Here is an 18,838-nt window from a genome sequence, read left to right as displayed (position 1 = left end):
TTGTTTTTTACATCGTGTTTAATTTAAATCTTTATTTCTATTTAGTAGCAACTCAGAATAAACAAACAGATTATTAGTAACAAAAAATATAATACTCAACTATTAACATGAAGTCTAGGAAAATAAAAAAATACCCGATGGATAAAATGTTGAATTAACTGGGGATAGCGGAACAAAGTTAATTTTAGCGAACGAGTCATGAAAAGGGGCTTATTATCGATGGTGTAGCTAGAAAATGAGTGGGGGAAACCGCAAACACGTATGTCGGTAGTTTAATGAGACAAGTTGTTATCAGAAAAACGCATTTACTATCTTTCAATCTAGAAAGATGGTTTAAATCCATCTGTTTTAGTATTAATAAGAGGAGAGAGTATGTTGAGAAAAAAATTGGCCATTATCTTATTTGTTATTGGGGTTTGTATAGTAGAATTGATGTATTTTATGACTCAAGCTAAAAAATATGTTTCATTAGCACCAATTTCAGTACATGTAGTTTTATTAACTATGGCAGGAATCATAACATTCAAAGAAATTTCAAATTTAGATCAAAAAGCAATTACTAGCCATTTCGTTAAGAAAATAGGCCTTAGTATGTTCATATTAATATTTCTGCCTATTAGTTTTTTTATGACAAAGCCAGAATACTCATATGTTCAGGCACAAAAGAAGGTTGCGGATAACGAATTCGTTACAATTGTACACAATAACAGGAAATCAATAGAGGACAAGGATGAAGGGATCAGGTTTTACGTAATTACATGTACGAAAAATGGTGAAACTATATCTTTTTTATTTAACCCCTACGATGGATCATATGAAGAACTTCAAACAAACCCTTGAGTAAATGATGTTAACATCTGTATGTAGTTTGTCGAATGCCTATATGTATTTAGCTTTTTGACCGATAAACTAATGAATTTGATCCAATAAAATTAAATTTTGACCTATCAATTCTTTAAATTGACCGATAATAACAATTTTCCTGCATCTTCAGTAGTTCAAATAAGCAGCAACCTGGTGATGTTCGAGATCGCCCGATTGCTTAGTAAGGATGAAAGTTAATTTTTTTATCTTTTATGACGTTGTTCGCTTTTTTACTCGACTTCTATTCTAGTGAAACATCTATCATTTATACACTTGCGTCATGACTTTATCTAATACCTTCCGTTGTTCTTCAAAAATACTATAGTATTTTTTCTTCAAAACATCAAACTCTTCTTTCCCAGCATTCGTTAATTGATACAAATAAATCCTCTGTCTCTTACCTTTAATATGAACTTCTCTAGTTAGTAGGCCATCTTCAGTCATTTGAGCAAGCGTATTCAGAAGCGTTGATGGGGCAGGGCACCACTGTCCACCGAGCGTGCGAAATTCTTTTTTAAATTGTTCACTATACATCGTTAACCTCGTTGTCAACAAATACAATATATAAAATTTAACAAATTGAGCTGCACTCATATTTAACGCAAATCGTTTAGGTTCACTAGACTTATCCATATTATCCCTCCTTTTATAAAATTATACCATATTACTACTTAGTAGCAACTCAGAATTATATTTTAAGAGAGTGTAACCAAGAAAAATCATTTTCATCTTAGAATGTCAAGTTTCTGTATCATTCATTAAACGATGTATAGCACTGTGTAGTAGCTGACCTAATTTTCTAGGCTTACAATTCTAAACCGATGTTAGATGTGTTATATGAAAAAAGATGAGACGACTAAACTACGTGTATTGCATACTTGTTCTCAGTCGTTAAAAGAGAATAATACAGTAGAACATATTTTCATCTATAACATATGAAGACCGTTCAACCTTGGATGAAATATACATACCAATTTGTTTACAAAATTCGTTGCAAACTAATAAATTCCAAGTGCTTAATAGCAAGAAACCTATAAAGCCACAAAAATTAACATTCCTATCAATTTAAGTAAGACTTAAATTCTACCATTTCGTTACACTCGTTCATAATCAGTTCATATTCAGATGATAAATTGTAGTCAGATAATTTAAAGGAGTGATTAACTAGATGCTTAAGCATGTAAAAAATCCAGATTATATACTCATACTTATTATTCTATTAGCTGCTGTACTGAACATTTTTAACATATGGACAGATGATTATGCCAATCCATATTACACTGCAGCTGTGAACAGTATGATGCAAAGCTTTGAAAATTTCTTTTTCGCATCCTTTGATGCTGCAGGCTATGTAACAGTGGATAAACCTCCAGTTGCGTTTTGGGTTCAGACCATTAGTGCATTTATTTTTGGATATGATGGTTGGAGTGTCATATTACCACAAGCACTAGCTGGAATAGGCTCGGTAATATTGATGTATGTTCTCATAAAACCATCTTTTGGTACCACAGCAGCTAGAATTGCCAGTTTAGTCATGGCATGTACGCCTATCGCAGCAGCTGTGAGTCGTACGAATAATATTGATAGTCTTTTAGTATTTACGTTGCTTTTAGCTACTTGGGTATTATTTAAAGCTGTGAAGAATGAAAAGGCTCTATGGCTCATTGGTTCATTTGCTGTAATTGGCATAGGGTTCAATATGAAAATGCTTCAAGCATTCATGGTTTTACCTGCTTTTTATTTATTTTATTTGTTAGCAACAAAAATTGATTGGAAGAGGAAGGCGAAAGTACTATCTGGTGCAACAGTTGTTTTATTGGTCGTTTCATTATCATGGGCGGTCATAGTTGAATTTACTCCAGAAGAGAATAGGCCTTATGTTGGAAGCAGTCAAACAAATTCCGTCTTAGAATTAGCTTTCGGTTATAACGGGATTTCTCGCTTAATTGGCTTACAGAAAGGCGGTTCTGATGCTGTATCTATCGAGGAAAGAAATGGTACCCCTCAACAAATGTCACCAAATAGAAGTAGGGGGGGGATACCTGGTGGGGGACCACCAAATGGGCAGATGACTCCAGAGATGGAAGAAAGAATGAAAGAAATGCAAGAACAAATGGAAAGTGGAGAAAGTATACAAAGTGGTAATAATCCAATGATGGGTGGCGCTCGCCAAATGGACGATACTGGTGAACCTGGATTGCTAAGATTATTTAGTACAGCCCTATCAGATCAGATTAGTTGGTTCATTCCATTTATATTGATAGCAAGTATCGGATTGCTTATGAAGATGAGAACCTTAAGAAATATAACACGAGAAAATAGCCAAATATTATTTTGGTTATTATGGTTTATACCTATAGCAGCCTTTTTCAGTGTAGCATCCTTTTTCCATTCATACTATCTCGTCATGCTTGCTCCTCCAATAGCTGCACTTACAGGTATAGGTTGGATGGAATTAGTAAAATCATATCTTAATCATAATGGCTGGCAAAAATGGCTCTTACCAATTGCTATTTTAGTTACTACACTATTTGAGCTATACATTTTGATGGCAAATGTAATAGAAATTGGATTTGGATTACCTTTAGTTGTTGCTTTCTTAGGTATAGGTTTGTCATTAGCATTGTTTATAATGAAAAAAAATAATAAGTTCTCATATCTTACATCAATAGCTAGTCTTCTAGTGTTATTAATTGCACCTTTCTATTGGTCAACGACACCGATGCTTTATGGTGGAATGGCTATGCTTCCGGCGGCAGGACCTGATATAAAAAATACACAAGGTATGGCACAAATGATGATTGGTGAAGCTGACCCGAAAACAATCGAGTATTTAACAGAAAATAATACAGGTGAAGAGTTTTTGTTTGCTACTGCGAAAGCAACTACGGCAGCTCCATACATTATCGAAACAGGTGAGGCAGTAATGGCTATGGGAGGATTTAGTGGAACCGATTCAATTTTAACGGTTGAACAGCTTAGTGACATGGTCAAGGAAGGGAAGGTTAAATACTTTATATTGACATCTGAACTCATGGGTAGAGGTTCGGGTGTAGAAGATTGGATCAAAGAACATGGCACGGAAATTCCTAATGATCAATGGCAATCTACTTCTAATGAATCTCAAATGAGCGGAACGATGACGTTATTCAAAATTACGGAGGTGGATTAAGCCGATGAATGAGCATGTTAGGTATTCTATTATTGTCCCAGTCTACAATGAAGAATCTGTTATTCATGAGACGTACCGTCGTTTAAAAGAAGTTATGGAAAGTACAGCCGAAGTTTATGAATTGTTGTTCGTCAATGATGGTAGTCAAGATAACACTGCTTCTATAATAAAAAATTTCTGTGAAGATGATCCATCAGTAAAGCTAATTAATTTTGCTAGAAATTTTGGTCATCAAATCGCAATTACAGCAGGGATGGATTATGCAAATGGTGATGCCATTGTAGTGATTGATGCTGACCTACAGGACCCACCTGAATTAATTCTTCAAATGATAGAAAAATGGAAGCAAGGATTCGATGTGGTATACGCAAAACGGATCAAACGCGAGGGAGAAACGCTCTTTAAAAAACTAACAGCAACTTTATTTTATCGTGTATTAAGAGCTTCAACAGATATTGATATTCCTGTTGATACAGGTGATTTTCGTTTAATAGATCGTAAAGTATGTAATGAGATGAAAGGGATTCAAGAAAAAAACCGTTTTGTACGAGGTTTAATAAGTTGGGTTGGGTTTCGACAAACAGCTGTAGAATATGTACGAAATGAACGGTTGGCTGGGGAGACAAAATATCCATTAAAAAAAATGCTTAAATTATCGTTAGATGGCATTACAACCTTTTCCTATAAACCTTTAAAGCTAGCAGGCTATACAGGTGGATTTTTATCCATCACGGCCTTTCTGTATATGGTATTTGTTATCTACCAAAAACTATTTACAAATAGTACAGTAGATGGTTGGGCTTCACTTATCATTATTCAACTGTTCTTCAGCGGCATTATTCTCATCTTGTTAGGAGTGATTGGCGAATATATTGGTCGTATTTACGATGAAACAAAGAATCGTCCTCTATATATTGTTAGTGACAGCTATGGTGTAGAACGGCATGAAAGAAAAGTCACAAGTAGTGTTGTTCATGAATAACAAAGGAAAACGTTTTCTTAAATTTAGTATTGTTGGTGGGATTAACACAGGCATCGATTTTGCAATATTTTCACTATTGATTGCTATGGGCATGAATTATTTAATAGCGCAAATCATCTCCTATGGAGGTGGTTTGCTTAATAGCTATTTGCTTAATAGGTCATGGACATTTCAGCAGCAAGGAAGAGTTGAAATAACCGAGGTTGTTAAATTTATCTTAGTCAACTTTATAACTATAGTCATTACTTCAATCCTACTTGCATTATTATACAACGAATTAAACTTGCCATTATTATTAAGCAAATTGATCGTGACAGGCTTTGGTGTATTTATTAACTTTATTGGCAATCAAATTTGGGTTTTTAAAAATTCTGAAGAAAGAGGCGAAAGTGTATGAAGATAAAAAAAGCAGTCATTCCAGTAGCAGGGCTTGGGACACGATTTTTACCAGCAACAAAAGCTCAACCTAAAGAAATGCTCCCAGTAGTTGGCAAGCCTGCAGTGCAATATATCGTAGAGGAAGCTGTTCAAGCAGGTATTGAAAGTATTATATTTGTTACAGGAAAAAACAAGAAATCGATTGAAGACCATTTTGATAAATCTACAGAGCTAGAGCGTATGTTAGAAGAAAAAGGAAAAATAGCTCAATTGAAGGAAGTACAGTCTATATCATCAATGGCAAATATTTATTATATTCGTCAAAAAGAGCCATTGGGCTTAGGACATGCGGTGCTTTGTGCAAAGCAATTTATTGGGGATGACCCATTTGCAGTCTTACTAGGTGATGATATTATGATTTCTAAACCTCCAGCGATCAAGCAAATGATGAATGTATATGAAAGAACTGGCGTTCCGATCGTAGGCGTGCAACAGGTGCCACTTGCAGATGTGAGTAAATATGGAATTATTAATCCAAGTAATAAAAAAGACGATGTTTATCATATTCATGATCTAATTGAGAAACCCGATTTAGAGCAAGCCCCTAGTAATTTAGCTATATTAGGAAGGTATATTTTAAATCCTTCAATTTTTCCTATTTTAGAAACAATTGAAAGAGGAGCCGGTAATGAAATACAGCTGACAGATGGATTACGACACGTTTGCAAAAAAGATGGACTAATGGCCATTGAGCTGCAAGGGAATCGATATGATATAGGAGATCAGCTGGGATATACAAAAGCTATAGCAGAAATTGGGCTTCAAAGACCCGAATTAAGATCAAAGCTTCTAACCTATTTTGACCAGCTTCTAAAAAACGAATATCAAAAAAAGGAGCTGATCAAATGAAAGCAGTATTAGTAACTGGGGGAGCTGGATATATTGGAAGTCATACTGTTCAAGAATTGCTGCGGCAGAACATGAAAGTCATTGTATTAGATAATCTGTCTACTGGTCATAAAGAAGCTGTTAAAAGCCCTTATTTCTATATAGGTGACATCGCTGATGATGAATTACTTCGTGATATTATTTATACACATCAAGTTGATTCAATCATACATTTTGCTGCTAAAAGCTTAGTTTCAGAATCATTAATTAAACCTGAAGGGTATTTTCGTGAAAATACTTTTAAAACGTGTTCTTTTTTTGAAAAGGCTATACAATATGGTGTGAAACGAATTGTTTTCTCCTCAACAGCTGCTGTTTACGGAATAACAGAAGATGAACCGATAAATGAAATGTCTACAATAAAACCGATTAATCCATATGGTGAGTCCAAGTACTTTACAGAACGATTTTTATATTGGCTAGGAAAAAAACATAAAATACAATGGATCGTTCTACGTTATTTTAATGCGGCTGGAGCCTCTTTAGATGGAGAAATTGGTGAAGATCATCACCCGGAAAGTCATCTTATACCATTAATACTACAAACCGCATTAGGAAAGAGAGAATTTATTTCTGTGTTTGGAAATGATTATCCAACATTTGATGGTACGTGTATTCGTGATTATATTCATGTCATTGACTTGGCAAATGCACATATCAAAGCGTTAAAAGCTTTGTTCGAGGGTAAAATAGTTTCAAATATATACAATGTAGGTACGGGTAAAGGATATTCAGTTGCAAATGTAATCGACGTAGCAAAGAAAGTTACTAATAGAATTATTCCCATCGAATATGAGGCAAGAAGAGAAGGAGATCCACCTATATTAGTAGCTGATAGTACTGCAATACAAAAAGAACTAGAGTGGAAACCAGCATTTAGTGACCTTAGAACGATTATTAACAGTGCTTGGAATTGGCACTTTAACCATCCGAACGGTTATGAGTGAAAACTTAATTAAACAAATATAAAAATATACAGTATAGGCATTGTAAAAGTAGGAGGGGAATAAAATGCTGCAAATTTTAGTTGCAGACGATGATAATCACATTCGCCAATTAATTACTCTTTACCTAGAACAAGCTGGGTTTAAAGTGATTCAAGCTACTAATGGTAGAGATTCTTGGGAAAAACTAGAAGAATATAAAATTAATCTAGCTATCGTCGACATTATGATGCCAAATAAGGATGGCTGGGAATTGACAGAAGAGATTAAAGAATTTTTTGATATACCTGTTCTCATGGTTTCAGCTAGAGGAGAGTCACAAGATAAGTTAAAAGGCTTTAAAAAGGGAACGGATGATTATTTAGTCAAGCCCTTTGATCCACTAGAATTGGTCGCACGTGTAAAAGCGTTATTAAAGCGATACCAGATAGAAACAAGTGATATATTGTATATTAGTCATACAAGGTTAGATAGAAAACGATTACAAATAACATTTGAAAATGAACAGATGACCTTACCTCCTAAAGAGTTTGAGTTACTCTTTACTTTAGGTAGTATAGATGGAAAAATATTCACAAGAGAACAGCTTATTCATCAATTGTGGGGCTATGATTATGAAGGAGATGAGAGGACTGTGGATGTGCATATAAAAAGATTGAGAGAACGTTTTTCAAACAAAGACACAGGTTTTGAAATTAAAACAATCCGTGGACTAGGGTATAAATTAGTGAGTCAAAGTCAATGAAAACAATATATGCAAAATTGATAAGTTCTTTCATCATAACAATCTTGTTAAGTATGATTATAGCGTTCTACTTCGTAACGGCATTTAATAAAAGGGATATTCAAAATAATTTAGCCACTAACATGAAGAGCGTTGCATATGAATTCATACAATTATATGGTAATGAGAATGCACAACAAGCTGTCTCATTTTTCACTAATATGTCCTTTACTGGATATACATTTATCATATATGATGAGCATCTTCAAAAACAAGAGATCGGAGAACGTAAATTACAAGCTGTCATTCAAGAAAAGGACATAGTTAAAGTGTTGAATGGTGAAGAGCATACTAATTATGTAAAAGGGGTAAACCCACCTTTTAATTCAATTATCGGTGTGCCATTTGAGGAGAATGGCAAGCAATATGCGTTATTTGTGTTATCCAATCCTGAAAAACAAATGAGATCTTCTCGGAAAATTCAACTAACTCAGCTTGCATTCGTGCTAATAATAGGGAGTTTGTTCTTCTTATATATATCAAAAGTACTCGTGCAACCTATTAAAAAATTAATCAAAGCAACAGAAGAGGTCGGCAATGGAAATTATAAAGTGCAAATTCCAGTTACTTCTAAAGATGAAATCGGTTCATTAACAAGCCATTTTAATAAAATGACTAAAGAGTTAAGTAAAATAGAACAAATGCGCCAAGATTTTGTTGCAGGAGTCTCTCATGAAATTCAATCACCACTCACATCTATTCATGGATTTGCTAAAGCATTAAAAAATAATGAAATTGATGAACAGGCGAAAATGGAGTATTTAACTATTATTGAACAAGAAAGTACGAGGTTGTCACAAATAGGTGGAAACTTATTAAAATTAGCGTCACTCGATTCAGAACATCATCCTTTTACATTAGTCCGTTATCGTGTAGATGAGCAAATTCGTCGTGTGATCACATCTTTAGCTCCTCAATGGGAAGCAAAAGAACTACTGTTAAATATCGAATTACCAGAAACATATCTTATAGGTGATGAAGATTTGTTAGAACAAGTTTGGGTGAATCTTCTTACTAATGCAATCAAGTTCACTCCTCAATTAGGGAACATAGACATTGACCTAACTACTGATGAATCAACAGTAACCTGCTCCATCACTGATACAGGACCTGGAATACCAGAAAAGGATCTGAAATATCTATTTGAACGGTTCTATAAGGCTGACCATTCTAGATCTTCAAGAGGAAGTGGTTTAGGACTTGCTATCGTAAAAAAAATAGTTGAAATGCACGGTGGACAAACTATGGTTATGAGCGAACTCAATAATGGAAGTACATTTGTTGTTACATTACCAATTAATCAAACAAACGAGATATAAAAAACTTTTTAATATGGCTAATCAGACTAGGTTTTTATAAGAATTTCCCTCCCTTATGTCACAAACTTACTTCCTTATTCGTTATAAGGGCAAGGAGGCGAATAAAATGAAAACAATTGTGATATTAGGCGGAGGTTACGCTGGAATAAACTTAGTAGACAGTTTGAAGAAAGAATTAAAAGATCAGTTAGGAACAGCAGTGAGGGTTATATTAGTTGATAAAAACTCGTATCATTTTCGAAAGGTACTATTAGTTAAAGCAATTACCGAAGATGCAGACGACTTACAACTAAAAGTTCCCTTTCAACGGTATATTTCCAAGGGTATTGAGGTGTTACAAGGAGAAGTTACACGAATTAATAAGACTGGTAATATTGTTGAAATTGAAAAGGAAGACCATCAAGTAGTTGAAGTTCATTACGATTACCTAGTCATTACGTTAGGTAGCAGAGTTAAGGACAATGAGAACTTTATCGGGGGTATGACACTTAAAGATGAAAGTAGCGCACATGATATTAAAGATAGGTTAATAGACTTAATAAATAAAACAAAAAAACTTAATTCTGATCATAAAAGGCAAAGCAATTTAAAGATCGCATTAGTTGGTGCTGGAATAACAGGAATTGAAACTGCATGTGAGCTTGCTGTGTGGCTAAAAGAACAAGCGTTAATTCATGGTATTGATCCAAATGGAGTGGAAGTACTATTATTCGATCCGAAAACACGCCTTCTACACGAAGCACCTGACCATATTAGTTCGAGATTAGAAAAAAAGATGAACAAATTTGGTGTAAAGTTTTTTTCTAACACAAGGGTAAAGGAATTCAATAATGGATACCTTGTCTGCACAGATGGAAGAAAATATGAAATAGGCCTATGTATCATTACAAACGGTGTAGAAGTTAATCCAACCATTAAACAGCTCCAATTACCACTATCTGATCAAAATCAACTAATTGTTAACGATTGTTATGAAGTAGAAGGGCACAAAAACATTTATTCAATTGGAGACTGTGCTCGAATAATTGACCCAATTACAAATAAATACGATGGAATGACGTGTAAGGAGGCTATTCCACAGGCACAGAGGTTGGCTAAAATTATTAAACATAAAATGACTAAACAGCCAAATCATATCGTTCATACAAGCTACCCTGTTAAGCTATTTTGTGTTAGTTTAGGACCAAAAGAAGGGTTTGTTTGGATTCAAAAATGGGGAATGAATTTTACGTTAACAGGCCAATTAGGCTTGAGATTCCGTAATTATACATGGAATCTTGCAAGTTTACTAAAGTGACGGTGAAAGATATTGGAAAATTTGTTAATTCAGCAACTTTATATAGATTATAAGCCACTTCTTTTTTCTCTTGCATACAAAATGACTGGGAGTGTTAGTGATGCAGATGATGTCGTCCAAGATGTTTTTTCTAAATTAACAAATTATGAACTAAAGAACAATCAAAACGTGAAAGCATTTCTTTGTAAGTTAGTGACAAACCGTTCCTTGGATTTGCTAAAATCATCAAGGAAGAAGAGAGAATTATACACCGGAACTTGGTTGCCAGAGCCCATTGTTCAAAATGAAGATCCATTAAATCATGTAATGGTAGAAGAAGACATTTCTATTGCTCTCCTCCTTTTGTTCGAATCATTAAATCCAATAGAAAGAGCAATTTTTATACTGCGAGAAATTCTAGAATACGATTATAAAACCGTAGCTGATATCGTTCAAAAATCAGAGAGCAACTGCCGAAAAATATTGAGTAGACTGAAAAAAGAACTTCCTGATCTTAATACAGAACTTCTTCCTACTCCTGATGAGGAGCATGAACAAACAGTTCTAACATTTATCTCCGCATTCCAAACTGGAAAAGTAACAAGCATCATAAAATATTTGCAAAATGATATCACTTACTATGCAGATGGTGGTGGTAAGAAAGCAGCTGCATTACGACCAGTCGTTGGTAAAGAAAAAGTAAGCATATTATTTGAGGCACTTGCTAAAAGATTTTTGGAGGAAAACTACAAATTTCATTTAATTACAGTAAATGGGCAAACAGGCTTGACCATATTGGACCCAACAGGATTCACTGCTGTGGTCGCCTTTCAAATCTATGAAGGGAAAATAAAAGCAATCTACTATATTGTTAACCCTGATAAAGTTAGACATATACAAAATGATGTGAGCCTTTAATAGTAAATTTCAGCCGATACCTCAATATAGCATTGGGGTTATCGGCTTACTTAGTTTTTATAACTTACAGTCATTCTTTTTTGCAGGTCATATGAAGAAATAATAACGAACTGAGAGGTTATTAGTAATTAAGTAAGCATAATTGATAGTTTAATTTTGTGTTGTGGGACATAATGACTGCAAGACTCTCTTGGCCTTGTTTAACATATATGAAAATTTGGATGTACCTAGTATAAATAGAGCTTAATAAAGTACATCTTCTTAGTTCCTTTCATGATATACATAATATCCGGAATAAAAAAGTAATCTAGGTATTTGCGGTCAATCGCTCCATTACAGATAACCGACACACTTTTGTAGCTATACCTTTATACAAATGGTTTTGTATAATAATTTTAGGTGTATAACCTAAATAATGGTTATTGAATAATAGTCTTCAAGTTAACACATACAAGAATCAGTTTTAATGGTATTAACAGTCAATATTTGAAAAATAAGCTTGTAAAAATGGAGAAAAAAATGATGAAAAATCAAATTGCCATTAACAATAATAGTGTATTATTTGAAGTTAATAAACGATTAGAAGATGTTACGAAAAACTCGAATGTAAAGACCTATCAAATAAGATCAATTTCTTCAAGCGTATTTAAACTAATTGATAATAGATCAAATGCAAATATACTTCTACTTTGTGAAAAACTGTTAGAGAAACGTAAATGGGAGTATGGGGTTATTGCATATGATTGGGCTTTCAGGATTAAAACACAATATAGTAAAGATACTTTCTTTGTTTTTGAAAGATGGCTAAAAACATATGTAACAAGGTGGGGAGATTGTGATGATTTCTGTACCCACGCATTTGGAGAGCTATTAAGTCAATATAATACCTTATTTCCAAAGGTTGTTCAATGGACAGAACATCCTGATTTTTGGGTAAGACGTGCAGCAGCTGTTATTTTAATTTATCCAATTAAGAAGATGAGGTTTGATGAACTAGAGCCGTTTACAATTGTAGATCGTCTGATGAATGATGAACATGACTTAGTTTTAAAAGGTTATGGATGGATGCTTAAAATATATTCAACTATTAAACCAGACGAAGTCTATCATTATGTGAAAAATAACAAAATGATTATGCCTAGGGTTTCTTTTAGATATGCGATTGAGAAATATGATGATTTTACGAGGAAATGCTTGATGCAGAAGAACTAATACAACAACTTATGATGTGCAACACAAGATTATGTTAGTTTACTAGTGTTCGAGCGAAAAGTCATTAAATAACCTGACACTTTTCGAGTAGAAGTGTGATAAATTTGATAGGGGATTTTAGTAATGGGAATGTTTATAGCTTACAAACAATCATAATTGTTATAAACTACATGTTGTAGTATAAATTTTCATTGTAGGTGAAATCATGAATTCGAATAGGGAAAAGTTGAATGCAATTATTCAGGAATTAACTGATGATGCGGTTTTTGAATTGACATTTTATGCAAAGGAAATCAAGTCAAGATACGAGTTTAAAGATAAGATGGATAAAAAAGGGGTCGGACTTACCTATATTGGTAATGCTGAAGTAAGGAAACGATGGGAAGATACGTTTACGAATTCCATTAATCAAAGTAAAAAAGATGAAATCTTTTTACACCAATATCTATGGCATATTTTCAGCTATAAAGTATTACCTTGTAAAGAAAAAGAAAAAGCCATTGAAGCTTTCAATACAGTAAAGAAAAACAAAATGTATGTATTTTATCAAAATACATACTCATACTCACTTGAAAATGCTGAAAATATTACGACAGAGGATTTTAAAGGTGAAAGGGATATATATATAGTTAACGAAGATTTTACATGGACTTATATACAAACCCATGAACAAGAGGCAGGATTGGGCCCTTATTTTTTTGAATTATAAGCATAGATTAAGAATATAGAACTTATATCTTAGGGGTTTAATAGGTTAATTAACGGCTTGAATGAACGATAATAATCTTCAGCAATATGGTGCCTTTCTCTTGGAAAGGAGCCTTTCTTTTATTGAAGGCTCTTTTCGTACTTTGTTGCTATCTTTAATAATAATTGTCAATATAATGAGTTTTATGAGGGCTCGTAGATTTTAAAAGTTGAAAAGATGCAATAGACACATACACATTTTTATCACGTTATATATGATAGTCCAACCTTCTATAAAACATAACCATAAATATAAAGTAAAAAACATTTTAGAAGGTGAAAATTACTAATGAAAGACAAAGATTGTAAATGTAGAGTTGTGGCATCACTACCTCAAGGTCCTCAGGGACCACAAGGTCCGATGGGAGTTCAAGGTGCAACTGGGTCATCAGGAATGTCTGACCCTCAATCAGCTTTTAGAGCTCAAGCAAATGCTCCCCAACAAATAACAGTAATTAATACAGAAGTTTCTTTAAATTTTAACAATCAATTATTTATTTAAACAATGAGTACGATGCTACTTCGTCAGAGTTTATACCACAACAATCAGGTGTTTATGCCATTTGTACTAATGTGAATTTTATTTCAAATTTAGCGGCTGGACAGCAATCAATAATTACAGTGCAAATTGCTGTTAATGGTGGCACTGTAGGGGAAGTTACAGATGCTAGAACAACTTCAGCTACTCAATTAATAAGTGTATGTACAATCGTACAATTGCAACCTGGTGATGTGGTTACGGTCCTCTTGTTTCTAATCTAACTGGAACGGGGACTGTTAATGTAGGCGGAACATCTTTCGCTGCAGGTAGGTTTCCATCTCCGTAAAGGACCTTGTAGAAAGATAAAGCAAAAAAAGAAAGCATAGTCATCGAAAACTAACGGAGTTGGCTTTGGAGTCCAAAACACCAATAAACAGTGAAAATTGACCCATAAATGGTTATCAATTAACATCTAAATTAATAGTGAAATAACAAAATAAAGAGGAGCTTGGGTAATCAAGCTCCTTTTCCTATGGTCATAAATAACATCGTCTTCTTTTAAAGAATCCAATAGTTTATTACAATCACTTGACTCAATTACAACAATGGCATAATATGCTTTCTAATCAATTCAATTCTATCCTTGGCACGTGGCATAAAGCGAGAAGCAATAGAAACTACCAATTCCTTTTTAGGGTTTATGAATATTACATTTCCACCATCGCCTAAAGCTGCATAGCCATCATCAACAACCCACCACAAGTAACCATATGGCAAGTCTCCCCAGTGACTTTTTTCCTTTGTGCTTTCCTCTGTCCATTGTAAAGATAGAATTTGCTTACCGTTCCATACGCCTCCATTTAAATATAACTGACCGATTTTTATCATATCTCTTGGAGTTAAAGTAAGCCCCCAACCAGCAGTATTTACACCTTTAGGATCTGCTACCCAACCAGTTACATACTTATCCTTGAGAAAAGATAAATAGTCTTCTTTATTTTGTATAAAAACATTATTAGGAACTTTGATTTCAAGAGGTTTAAATAAGTTCTCTTTAGCAAAGTCAAGCACTGATTGACCAGTTGCGTTTGTAAGAATACCTGATAAAATATTTAAACCAACGGTAGTATATTTAAACTTCTCAACATGGTTTTTGCCCCCTAGCAAATCTAACGCAGCTTTTACCCAATCATCATTAGAATAGACCTTTGTATATGGCTCTGACTTGTATTTAAATGGTGCAGTCATTGTCAACAAATTTTTTATGTTGACTTTTTTTATAGTTTTTTCGCCGCGCTTAATTGTATAATCAGGGAAAAATTCTAATACTTTTTGTTCAATATTTTTAACATATCCTTTATCTATTGCAATACCAATAAGAACTGATATGATACTTTTTGTTACAGATGCTACATGTAATACATCTTCTTGTGTATACCCATCAAAATATTTTTCATAAACCAAACTAGTATTTTTTGCAATAACAATACCTGCTATATTTGAATATTCATTTTTTACTAAATCCTCAAAATTAGGTATAGAATTATTATTCATTTTCACCTTTTCGTATAGACACATTGACGTCAAATATATCAATACACTCCTTTCGTTAAAATCTAACAATATTGTTGTAATAAAGAATAATTTGTTATAAAAATATATTCAACTATTTATTTACAAAAAGAAAAAATGGTCCGGGTGCAAATAAATTAAAGAATGAGAACACCTGGATATAATGACTCTAAAAAAGGTGTGAGTGTATGATAATATACGAAAATTCGCTCAATCGTTATCAACCTAAAAATACTCTTCATACAGTTCGATGGTAATTCGATATAACCTGAGTTTTCTTGATGTAGTAGAAATGATGGGGAAAGATGCTAAACAACCGATCGTACAACCATTATGAGTCGGGTACATCAATATGAAGCTGAAATATTATGACATCATTAACAAACGTTCAATCATTGTTAGAGAGTTAAATGTATGGAACTTTTAAAGGTGAATGGATGCATCCATATCAAGTAGACGATCCGAAGAAGGGACGGTCAATTTTATCTAAGTCCACTCAAGTCTCCAAGTGCTTTTCAAGAAAGCAATGCTGCTTCTAATAATAATAAGCCTAGTGTGGTCAATGCAGACATTCAAAAGTTATAAATTGAACCAAATTTAAAGAGCTACAACATCCTCCTATTCAAAAAATAAATGGATCTCAAGTCTATTTCCGAATCCTAGCCGTATATGATAATACACTTATACGTTTTTTGTCCTCATTCAAATTGTCAGTTCTATAGTGTGAAACTAATAGGATAAATATGGATACATATGTGGATTTATGTTATATTGAGGTACAACTTTGTCTATCTCTGGAGGGTTACTCATTGATTTTCAAGAAAAAAACAGTTGGATTAATAATCATATTCGTTTCAATTCTAATAACGATTGTTAAACTATTTATTTTAGAAACTCTAGGGTATAATGCAAATGCATCTTTTACAATTTCAAACATCTTTAGGATAAACATGTCAACATACGTTACTGCTTCAAATGTTGCAAGTTTAGTAATATTTGTCACTGGAGTTGTTTTAATCCTTTTCAAATCTAAAAAACGTAATAAAATTTAATAATGATAGAAGAAGGTTAATAATAGAAAATAATAACGAAACAACCTAGCTTCTTAATGCAATGATTATTACGGTTACTAAGCACTTAGAGATAGTTTTTTAGAGATTAACTGTATAATAAAATACTGCAAAAAAGAATACTAATGATATAACTACAAGTACAACAAACCTAAATTTTTTTGAGGTCGGAAGAAAAATGAATTTTGCTGTCGTATGTGGAAGAAACAAGCCTATTGTAATGATAATTCCGATAATACCCCAAAGAAAAGCTGTCTGAGAGATTTGATGTGGATATGTGATTACACCGACACTAAATAGTAAAACTATTAACAAGGTATTAAATATCAATCGCCTTTTAAATTTGATCTCCAAAATTAATACCTCCCACTAGTTGTCTACCTAATTATGATATATATTCAAATATATTAGAAAAATTTTTAGAGAAATTTAAGAATAATTGTGTTAATTAGATGGAAAAGCTAAAAATCTCAGATTCCCACCATTAGAAACATTAGCTATACCCGAATGTGTTTTAACAACGATTACTGAAATAGTCCCAGCAGATGCATTAATAACATAAGCAACCTTTCCACATAAAGTAAAACAAACATTTATAGGTGCAGGGCCAACTAGAATAGTGGCTATATTTGAGTGTGTTTTTAACTTCAATTCCATCATTTTTTTTAAAAAGGCGAATGATAGTCGGTTTAATGGTGAATGTTAAAAGTCTATAAACATAGTTGAATCTACGACATACTGAATTCTATGTAGTAGATTCAACTACGTAAGCTAATTTTCCATTAGGAGAGAAGGTAACTGAACCTATGTTACTTATTAGCATTGGTATTGGAATTGTAGTAATTACAGAGTGAGTTTTAACATCGATGACGGGAACAGAATTTTCATTTGAAATCGTAACATAAGCTATTTTTCCATCAGGAGTAATAGCAACATCATTTACATTAGCATTGATACTAGGATTAACAAGGGTAGTAGAAATTAATGAATGTGTTTTTACGTCTATGACGGATACGATACCACCGAAGTTTGTAGCATAAGCAATTTTTCCATCAGGAGTAAAAAGGACTCTAATTGGGTCAACAACTTGTATTGTAGCAATGACAGAGTGGGTTTTTACATCAATAACTGATACATTTCCAGGTTGTTGTTGAGATCTAGTTGTAACATAAGCTAATTTCCCATCAGGAGTAAAAGCAATATCTCTTAGGTTTTGACTAAAAGTCACAGTAGCAATGACAGAATGTGATTTAACGTCAATGACAGACAAAGTAGCATCTCCACTATTAGCAACATAAGATAGCTTCCCATCAGGAGAAATGGACATTAATTCTGGACCTGTATCAACAGAAACAGTAGCAATTACTGAATGGGTTTTAACGTCGATAACAGAAACAGTGTTGTCCATTTGATTAGTAATATAAGCTATTTTTCCATCAGGCGTGAAAACGATGGTACTCGGATTGCTACCCACTTGAACAGTAGCAATAATTGAGTGTGTTTTAACGTCAATAATTGAAATAGTATCTCCAAATGGGGGACCTGTGCCTCCGTTAGTAACATAAGCAATTTTCCCATCAGGAGTAAAAACAACATTACATGGATTAACACCAGCTTGAATGGTAGCTATAACCTCCTGTGTTGGTATCGTTATAGCAGATACAGTGTTAACATCTTCATTTGCAACATAAGCTAATTTTCCATTCGGAGTGATATCTAATGGTGATGTACCAATAGCTATACCAATTGGAAAAGTTGTTATAGCAGAATGAGTATTAACATCAATTACGACAGTAGCCAAAAAGTCCACCCCTATCTAAAAAATAATTTTTTTACAGTGTATGAGAAAAATGTATCTTTGATGTAAAAATTGTATGTTTATAACAAAAACTAAAATCTTATAGTAAATACAAGATAGGCTGTGGTTGATAGGGGAATGTTCTAGAAGATAAAACGATGAGAGGTAAATCAAACTAAAAGTTTAATTTAATTAGGGGCTTCCCTAGTTGGAGACAGGAAACATATTCATTAATGAGTCTATCAGTTTACTAGACTAATGATCAACTTGGACATAAAATTCTACTAAATGGTGCTGTTAAAAAGTAAATCTACATTTAATTGTACAAAAGTCAGATTTTAACTTATTATTCCAAGAGAGAAAGAACAACATA

20 protein-coding genes are annotated in these 18,838 nt (G+C 33.4%); 14 read left to right on the top strand and 6 right to left on the bottom strand.

Going from position 1 to position 18,838, the window contains the following annotated elements; genetic code table 11:
• The first annotated feature begins 375 nt into the window (after positions 1 to 375).
• Complete coding sequence (locus tag SLH48_RS13080; protein WP_320258555.1) at positions 376 to 840, top strand: hypothetical protein; 465 nt, start codon at positions 376 to 378, stop codon at positions 838 to 840.
• A gap of 285 nt (positions 841 to 1,125) precedes the next feature.
• Here SLH48_RS13080 and SLH48_RS13075 read toward each other — a convergent pair whose 3' ends face one another.
• The gene (locus SLH48_RS13075) at positions 1,126 to 1,497 is read right to left on the bottom strand and encodes a PadR family transcriptional regulator (protein ID WP_320258554.1); all 372 of its coding nucleotides are present in this window, start codon (positions 1,495 to 1,497) and stop codon (positions 1,126 to 1,128) included.
• Between the two features lie 535 nt (positions 1,498 to 2,032).
• Here SLH48_RS13075 and SLH48_RS13070 point away from each other — a divergent pair.
• From SLH48_RS13070 to SLH48_RS13010, 13 genes are all read left to right on the top strand, one after another.
• The gene (locus SLH48_RS13070; RefSeq protein ID WP_320258553.1) at positions 2,033 to 4,036 is read left to right on the top strand and encodes a glycosyltransferase family 39 protein; all 2,004 of its coding nucleotides are present in this window, start codon (positions 2,033 to 2,035) and stop codon (positions 4,034 to 4,036) included.
• Between the two features lie 4 nt (positions 4,037 to 4,040).
• The gene (locus SLH48_RS13065; RefSeq protein ID WP_214484123.1) at positions 4,041 to 5,018 is read left to right on the top strand and encodes a glycosyltransferase family 2 protein; all 978 of its coding nucleotides are present in this window, start codon (positions 4,041 to 4,043) and stop codon (positions 5,016 to 5,018) included.
• Positions 4,981 to 5,415, top strand: coding sequence for a GtrA family protein (locus SLH48_RS13060; protein ID WP_320258552.1), 435 nt, complete (start codon positions 4,981 to 4,983; stop codon positions 5,413 to 5,415). Before SLH48_RS13065 ends, SLH48_RS13060 begins: the two co-directional genes overlap by 38 nt.
• Complete coding sequence (gene galU, locus SLH48_RS13055; RefSeq protein ID WP_320258551.1) at positions 5,412 to 6,305, top strand: UTP--glucose-1-phosphate uridylyltransferase GalU; 894 nt, start codon at positions 5,412 to 5,414, stop codon at positions 6,303 to 6,305. Before SLH48_RS13060 ends, galU begins: the two co-directional genes overlap by 4 nt.
• Entirely contained in the window at positions 6,302 to 7,291 is a 990-nt protein-coding gene (gene galE / locus SLH48_RS13050) for a UDP-glucose 4-epimerase GalE (RefSeq protein WP_320258550.1), read from the top strand. Before galU ends, galE begins: the two co-directional genes overlap by 4 nt.
• A gap of 64 nt (positions 7,292 to 7,355) precedes the next feature.
• Entirely contained in the window at positions 7,356 to 8,033 is a 678-nt protein-coding gene (locus tag SLH48_RS13045) for a response regulator transcription factor (protein WP_320258549.1), read from the top strand.
• Complete coding sequence (locus SLH48_RS13040; protein WP_320258548.1) at positions 8,030 to 9,391, top strand: HAMP domain-containing sensor histidine kinase; 1,362 nt, start codon at positions 8,030 to 8,032, stop codon at positions 9,389 to 9,391. Before SLH48_RS13045 ends, SLH48_RS13040 begins: the two co-directional genes overlap by 4 nt.
• 106 nt (positions 9,392 to 9,497) lie before the next feature.
• Positions 9,498 to 10,688, top strand: a complete 1,191-nt coding sequence (locus SLH48_RS13035) for an NAD(P)/FAD-dependent oxidoreductase (RefSeq protein WP_320258547.1) — start codon at positions 9,498 to 9,500, stop codon at positions 10,686 to 10,688.
• A 12-nt stretch (positions 10,689 to 10,700) separates the two neighbouring features.
• On the top strand, positions 10,701 to 11,585 hold the full coding sequence (gene sigJ, locus SLH48_RS13030; protein ID WP_320258546.1) for an RNA polymerase sigma factor SigJ: 885 nt from the start codon (positions 10,701 to 10,703) through the stop codon (positions 11,583 to 11,585).
• A gap of 522 nt (positions 11,586 to 12,107) precedes the next feature.
• Positions 12,108 to 12,797, top strand: coding sequence for a DNA alkylation repair protein (locus tag SLH48_RS13025; RefSeq protein ID WP_320258545.1), 690 nt, complete (start codon positions 12,108 to 12,110; stop codon positions 12,795 to 12,797).
• A 205-nt stretch (positions 12,798 to 13,002) separates the two neighbouring features.
• Positions 13,003 to 13,506, top strand: coding sequence for a DUF4275 family protein (locus SLH48_RS13020; RefSeq protein WP_320258544.1), 504 nt, complete (start codon positions 13,003 to 13,005; stop codon positions 13,504 to 13,506).
• Positions 13,507 to 13,833: 327 nt separating this feature from the next.
• Positions 13,834 to 14,046 carry a hypothetical protein gene (locus tag SLH48_RS13015; protein ID WP_320258543.1) on the top strand — a complete coding sequence of 71 codons (213 nt, stop codon included), beginning with the start codon at positions 13,834 to 13,836 and terminating at the stop codon, positions 14,044 to 14,046.
• The gene (locus tag SLH48_RS13010) at positions 14,034 to 14,306 is read left to right on the top strand and encodes a C1q-like domain-containing protein (protein ID WP_320258613.1); all 273 of its coding nucleotides are present in this window, start codon (positions 14,034 to 14,036) and stop codon (positions 14,304 to 14,306) included. Before SLH48_RS13015 ends, SLH48_RS13010 begins: the two co-directional genes overlap by 13 nt.
• A 316-nt stretch (positions 14,307 to 14,622) precedes the next feature.
• Here SLH48_RS13010 and SLH48_RS13005 read toward each other — a convergent pair whose 3' ends face one another.
• The 5 genes from SLH48_RS13005 to SLH48_RS12985 all read right to left on the bottom strand — a co-directional run bounded on the left by SLH48_RS13005 (position 14,623) and on the right by SLH48_RS12985 (position 18,468).
• A complete protein-coding gene (locus tag SLH48_RS13005) occupies positions 14,623 to 15,579 on the bottom strand; it encodes a serine hydrolase (RefSeq protein WP_320258542.1) in 957 nt (318 codons plus the stop codon).
• An 820-nt stretch (positions 15,580 to 16,399) separates the two neighbouring features.
• Positions 16,400 to 16,600, bottom strand: a complete 201-nt coding sequence (locus tag SLH48_RS13000) for a hypothetical protein (RefSeq protein ID WP_320258541.1) — start codon at positions 16,598 to 16,600, stop codon at positions 16,400 to 16,402.
• Positions 16,601 to 16,748: 148 nt separating this feature from the next.
• Positions 16,749 to 17,021, bottom strand: coding sequence for a hypothetical protein (locus SLH48_RS12995; RefSeq protein WP_320258540.1), 273 nt, complete (start codon positions 17,019 to 17,021; stop codon positions 16,749 to 16,751).
• 90 nt (positions 17,022 to 17,111) lie between these two features.
• Positions 17,112 to 17,318 (bottom strand): hypothetical protein, encoded by a 207-nt coding sequence (locus SLH48_RS12990; protein WP_320258539.1) that lies wholly within the window; start codon positions 17,316 to 17,318, stop codon positions 17,112 to 17,114.
• Between the two features lie 94 nt (positions 17,319 to 17,412).
• The gene (locus SLH48_RS12985) at positions 17,413 to 18,468 is read right to left on the bottom strand and encodes a beta-propeller fold lactonase family protein (protein ID WP_320258538.1); all 1,056 of its coding nucleotides are present in this window, start codon (positions 18,466 to 18,468) and stop codon (positions 17,413 to 17,415) included.
• Positions 18,469 to 18,838 lie beyond the last annotated feature (370 nt).

The organism is Cytobacillus sp. IB215316 (assembly GCF_033963865.1).
GTDB lineage: Bacteria > Bacillota > Bacilli > Bacillales > SM2101 > Nanhaiella > Nanhaiella sioensis.
This window is presented reverse-complemented; position numbering and strand designations above follow the sequence as displayed.

What these genes read in the sequence shown, in the direction of transcription:
- SLH48_RS13075 (WP_320258554.1), bottom strand. Translation starts at nt 1,497, where the DNA reads ATGGATAAGTCTAGTGAACCTAAACGATTTGCGTTAAATATGAGTGCA.
- SLH48_RS13070 (WP_320258553.1), top strand. Translation starts at nt 2,033, where the DNA reads ATGCTTAAGCATGTAAAAAATCCAGATTATATACTCATACTTATTATT.
- SLH48_RS13065 (WP_214484123.1), top strand. Translation starts at nt 4,041, where the DNA reads ATGAATGAGCATGTTAGGTATTCTATTATTGTCCCAGTCTACAATGAA.
- SLH48_RS13060 (WP_320258552.1), top strand. Translation starts at nt 4,981, where the DNA reads ATGAAAGAAAAGTCACAAGTAGTGTTGTTCATGAATAACAAAGGAAAA.
- galU (WP_320258551.1), top strand. Translation starts at nt 5,412, where the DNA reads ATGAAGATAAAAAAAGCAGTCATTCCAGTAGCAGGGCTTGGGACACGA.
- galE (WP_320258550.1), top strand. Translation starts at nt 6,302, where the DNA reads ATGAAAGCAGTATTAGTAACTGGGGGAGCTGGATATATTGGAAGTCAT.
- SLH48_RS13045 (WP_320258549.1), top strand. Translation starts at nt 7,356, where the DNA reads ATGCTGCAAATTTTAGTTGCAGACGATGATAATCACATTCGCCAATTA.
- SLH48_RS13040 (WP_320258548.1), top strand. Translation starts at nt 8,030, where the DNA reads ATGAAAACAATATATGCAAAATTGATAAGTTCTTTCATCATAACAATC.
- SLH48_RS13035 (WP_320258547.1), top strand. Translation starts at nt 9,498, where the DNA reads ATGAAAACAATTGTGATATTAGGCGGAGGTTACGCTGGAATAAACTTA.
- SLH48_RS13025 (WP_320258545.1), top strand. Translation starts at nt 12,108, where the DNA reads ATGAAAAATCAAATTGCCATTAACAATAATAGTGTATTATTTGAAGTT.
- SLH48_RS13020 (WP_320258544.1), top strand. Translation starts at nt 13,003, where the DNA reads ATGAATTCGAATAGGGAAAAGTTGAATGCAATTATTCAGGAATTAACT.
- SLH48_RS13015 (WP_320258543.1), top strand. Translation starts at nt 13,834, where the DNA reads ATGAAAGACAAAGATTGTAAATGTAGAGTTGTGGCATCACTACCTCAA.
- SLH48_RS13005 (WP_320258542.1), bottom strand. Translation starts at nt 15,579, where the DNA reads ATGAATAATAATTCTATACCTAATTTTGAGGATTTAGTAAAAAATGAA.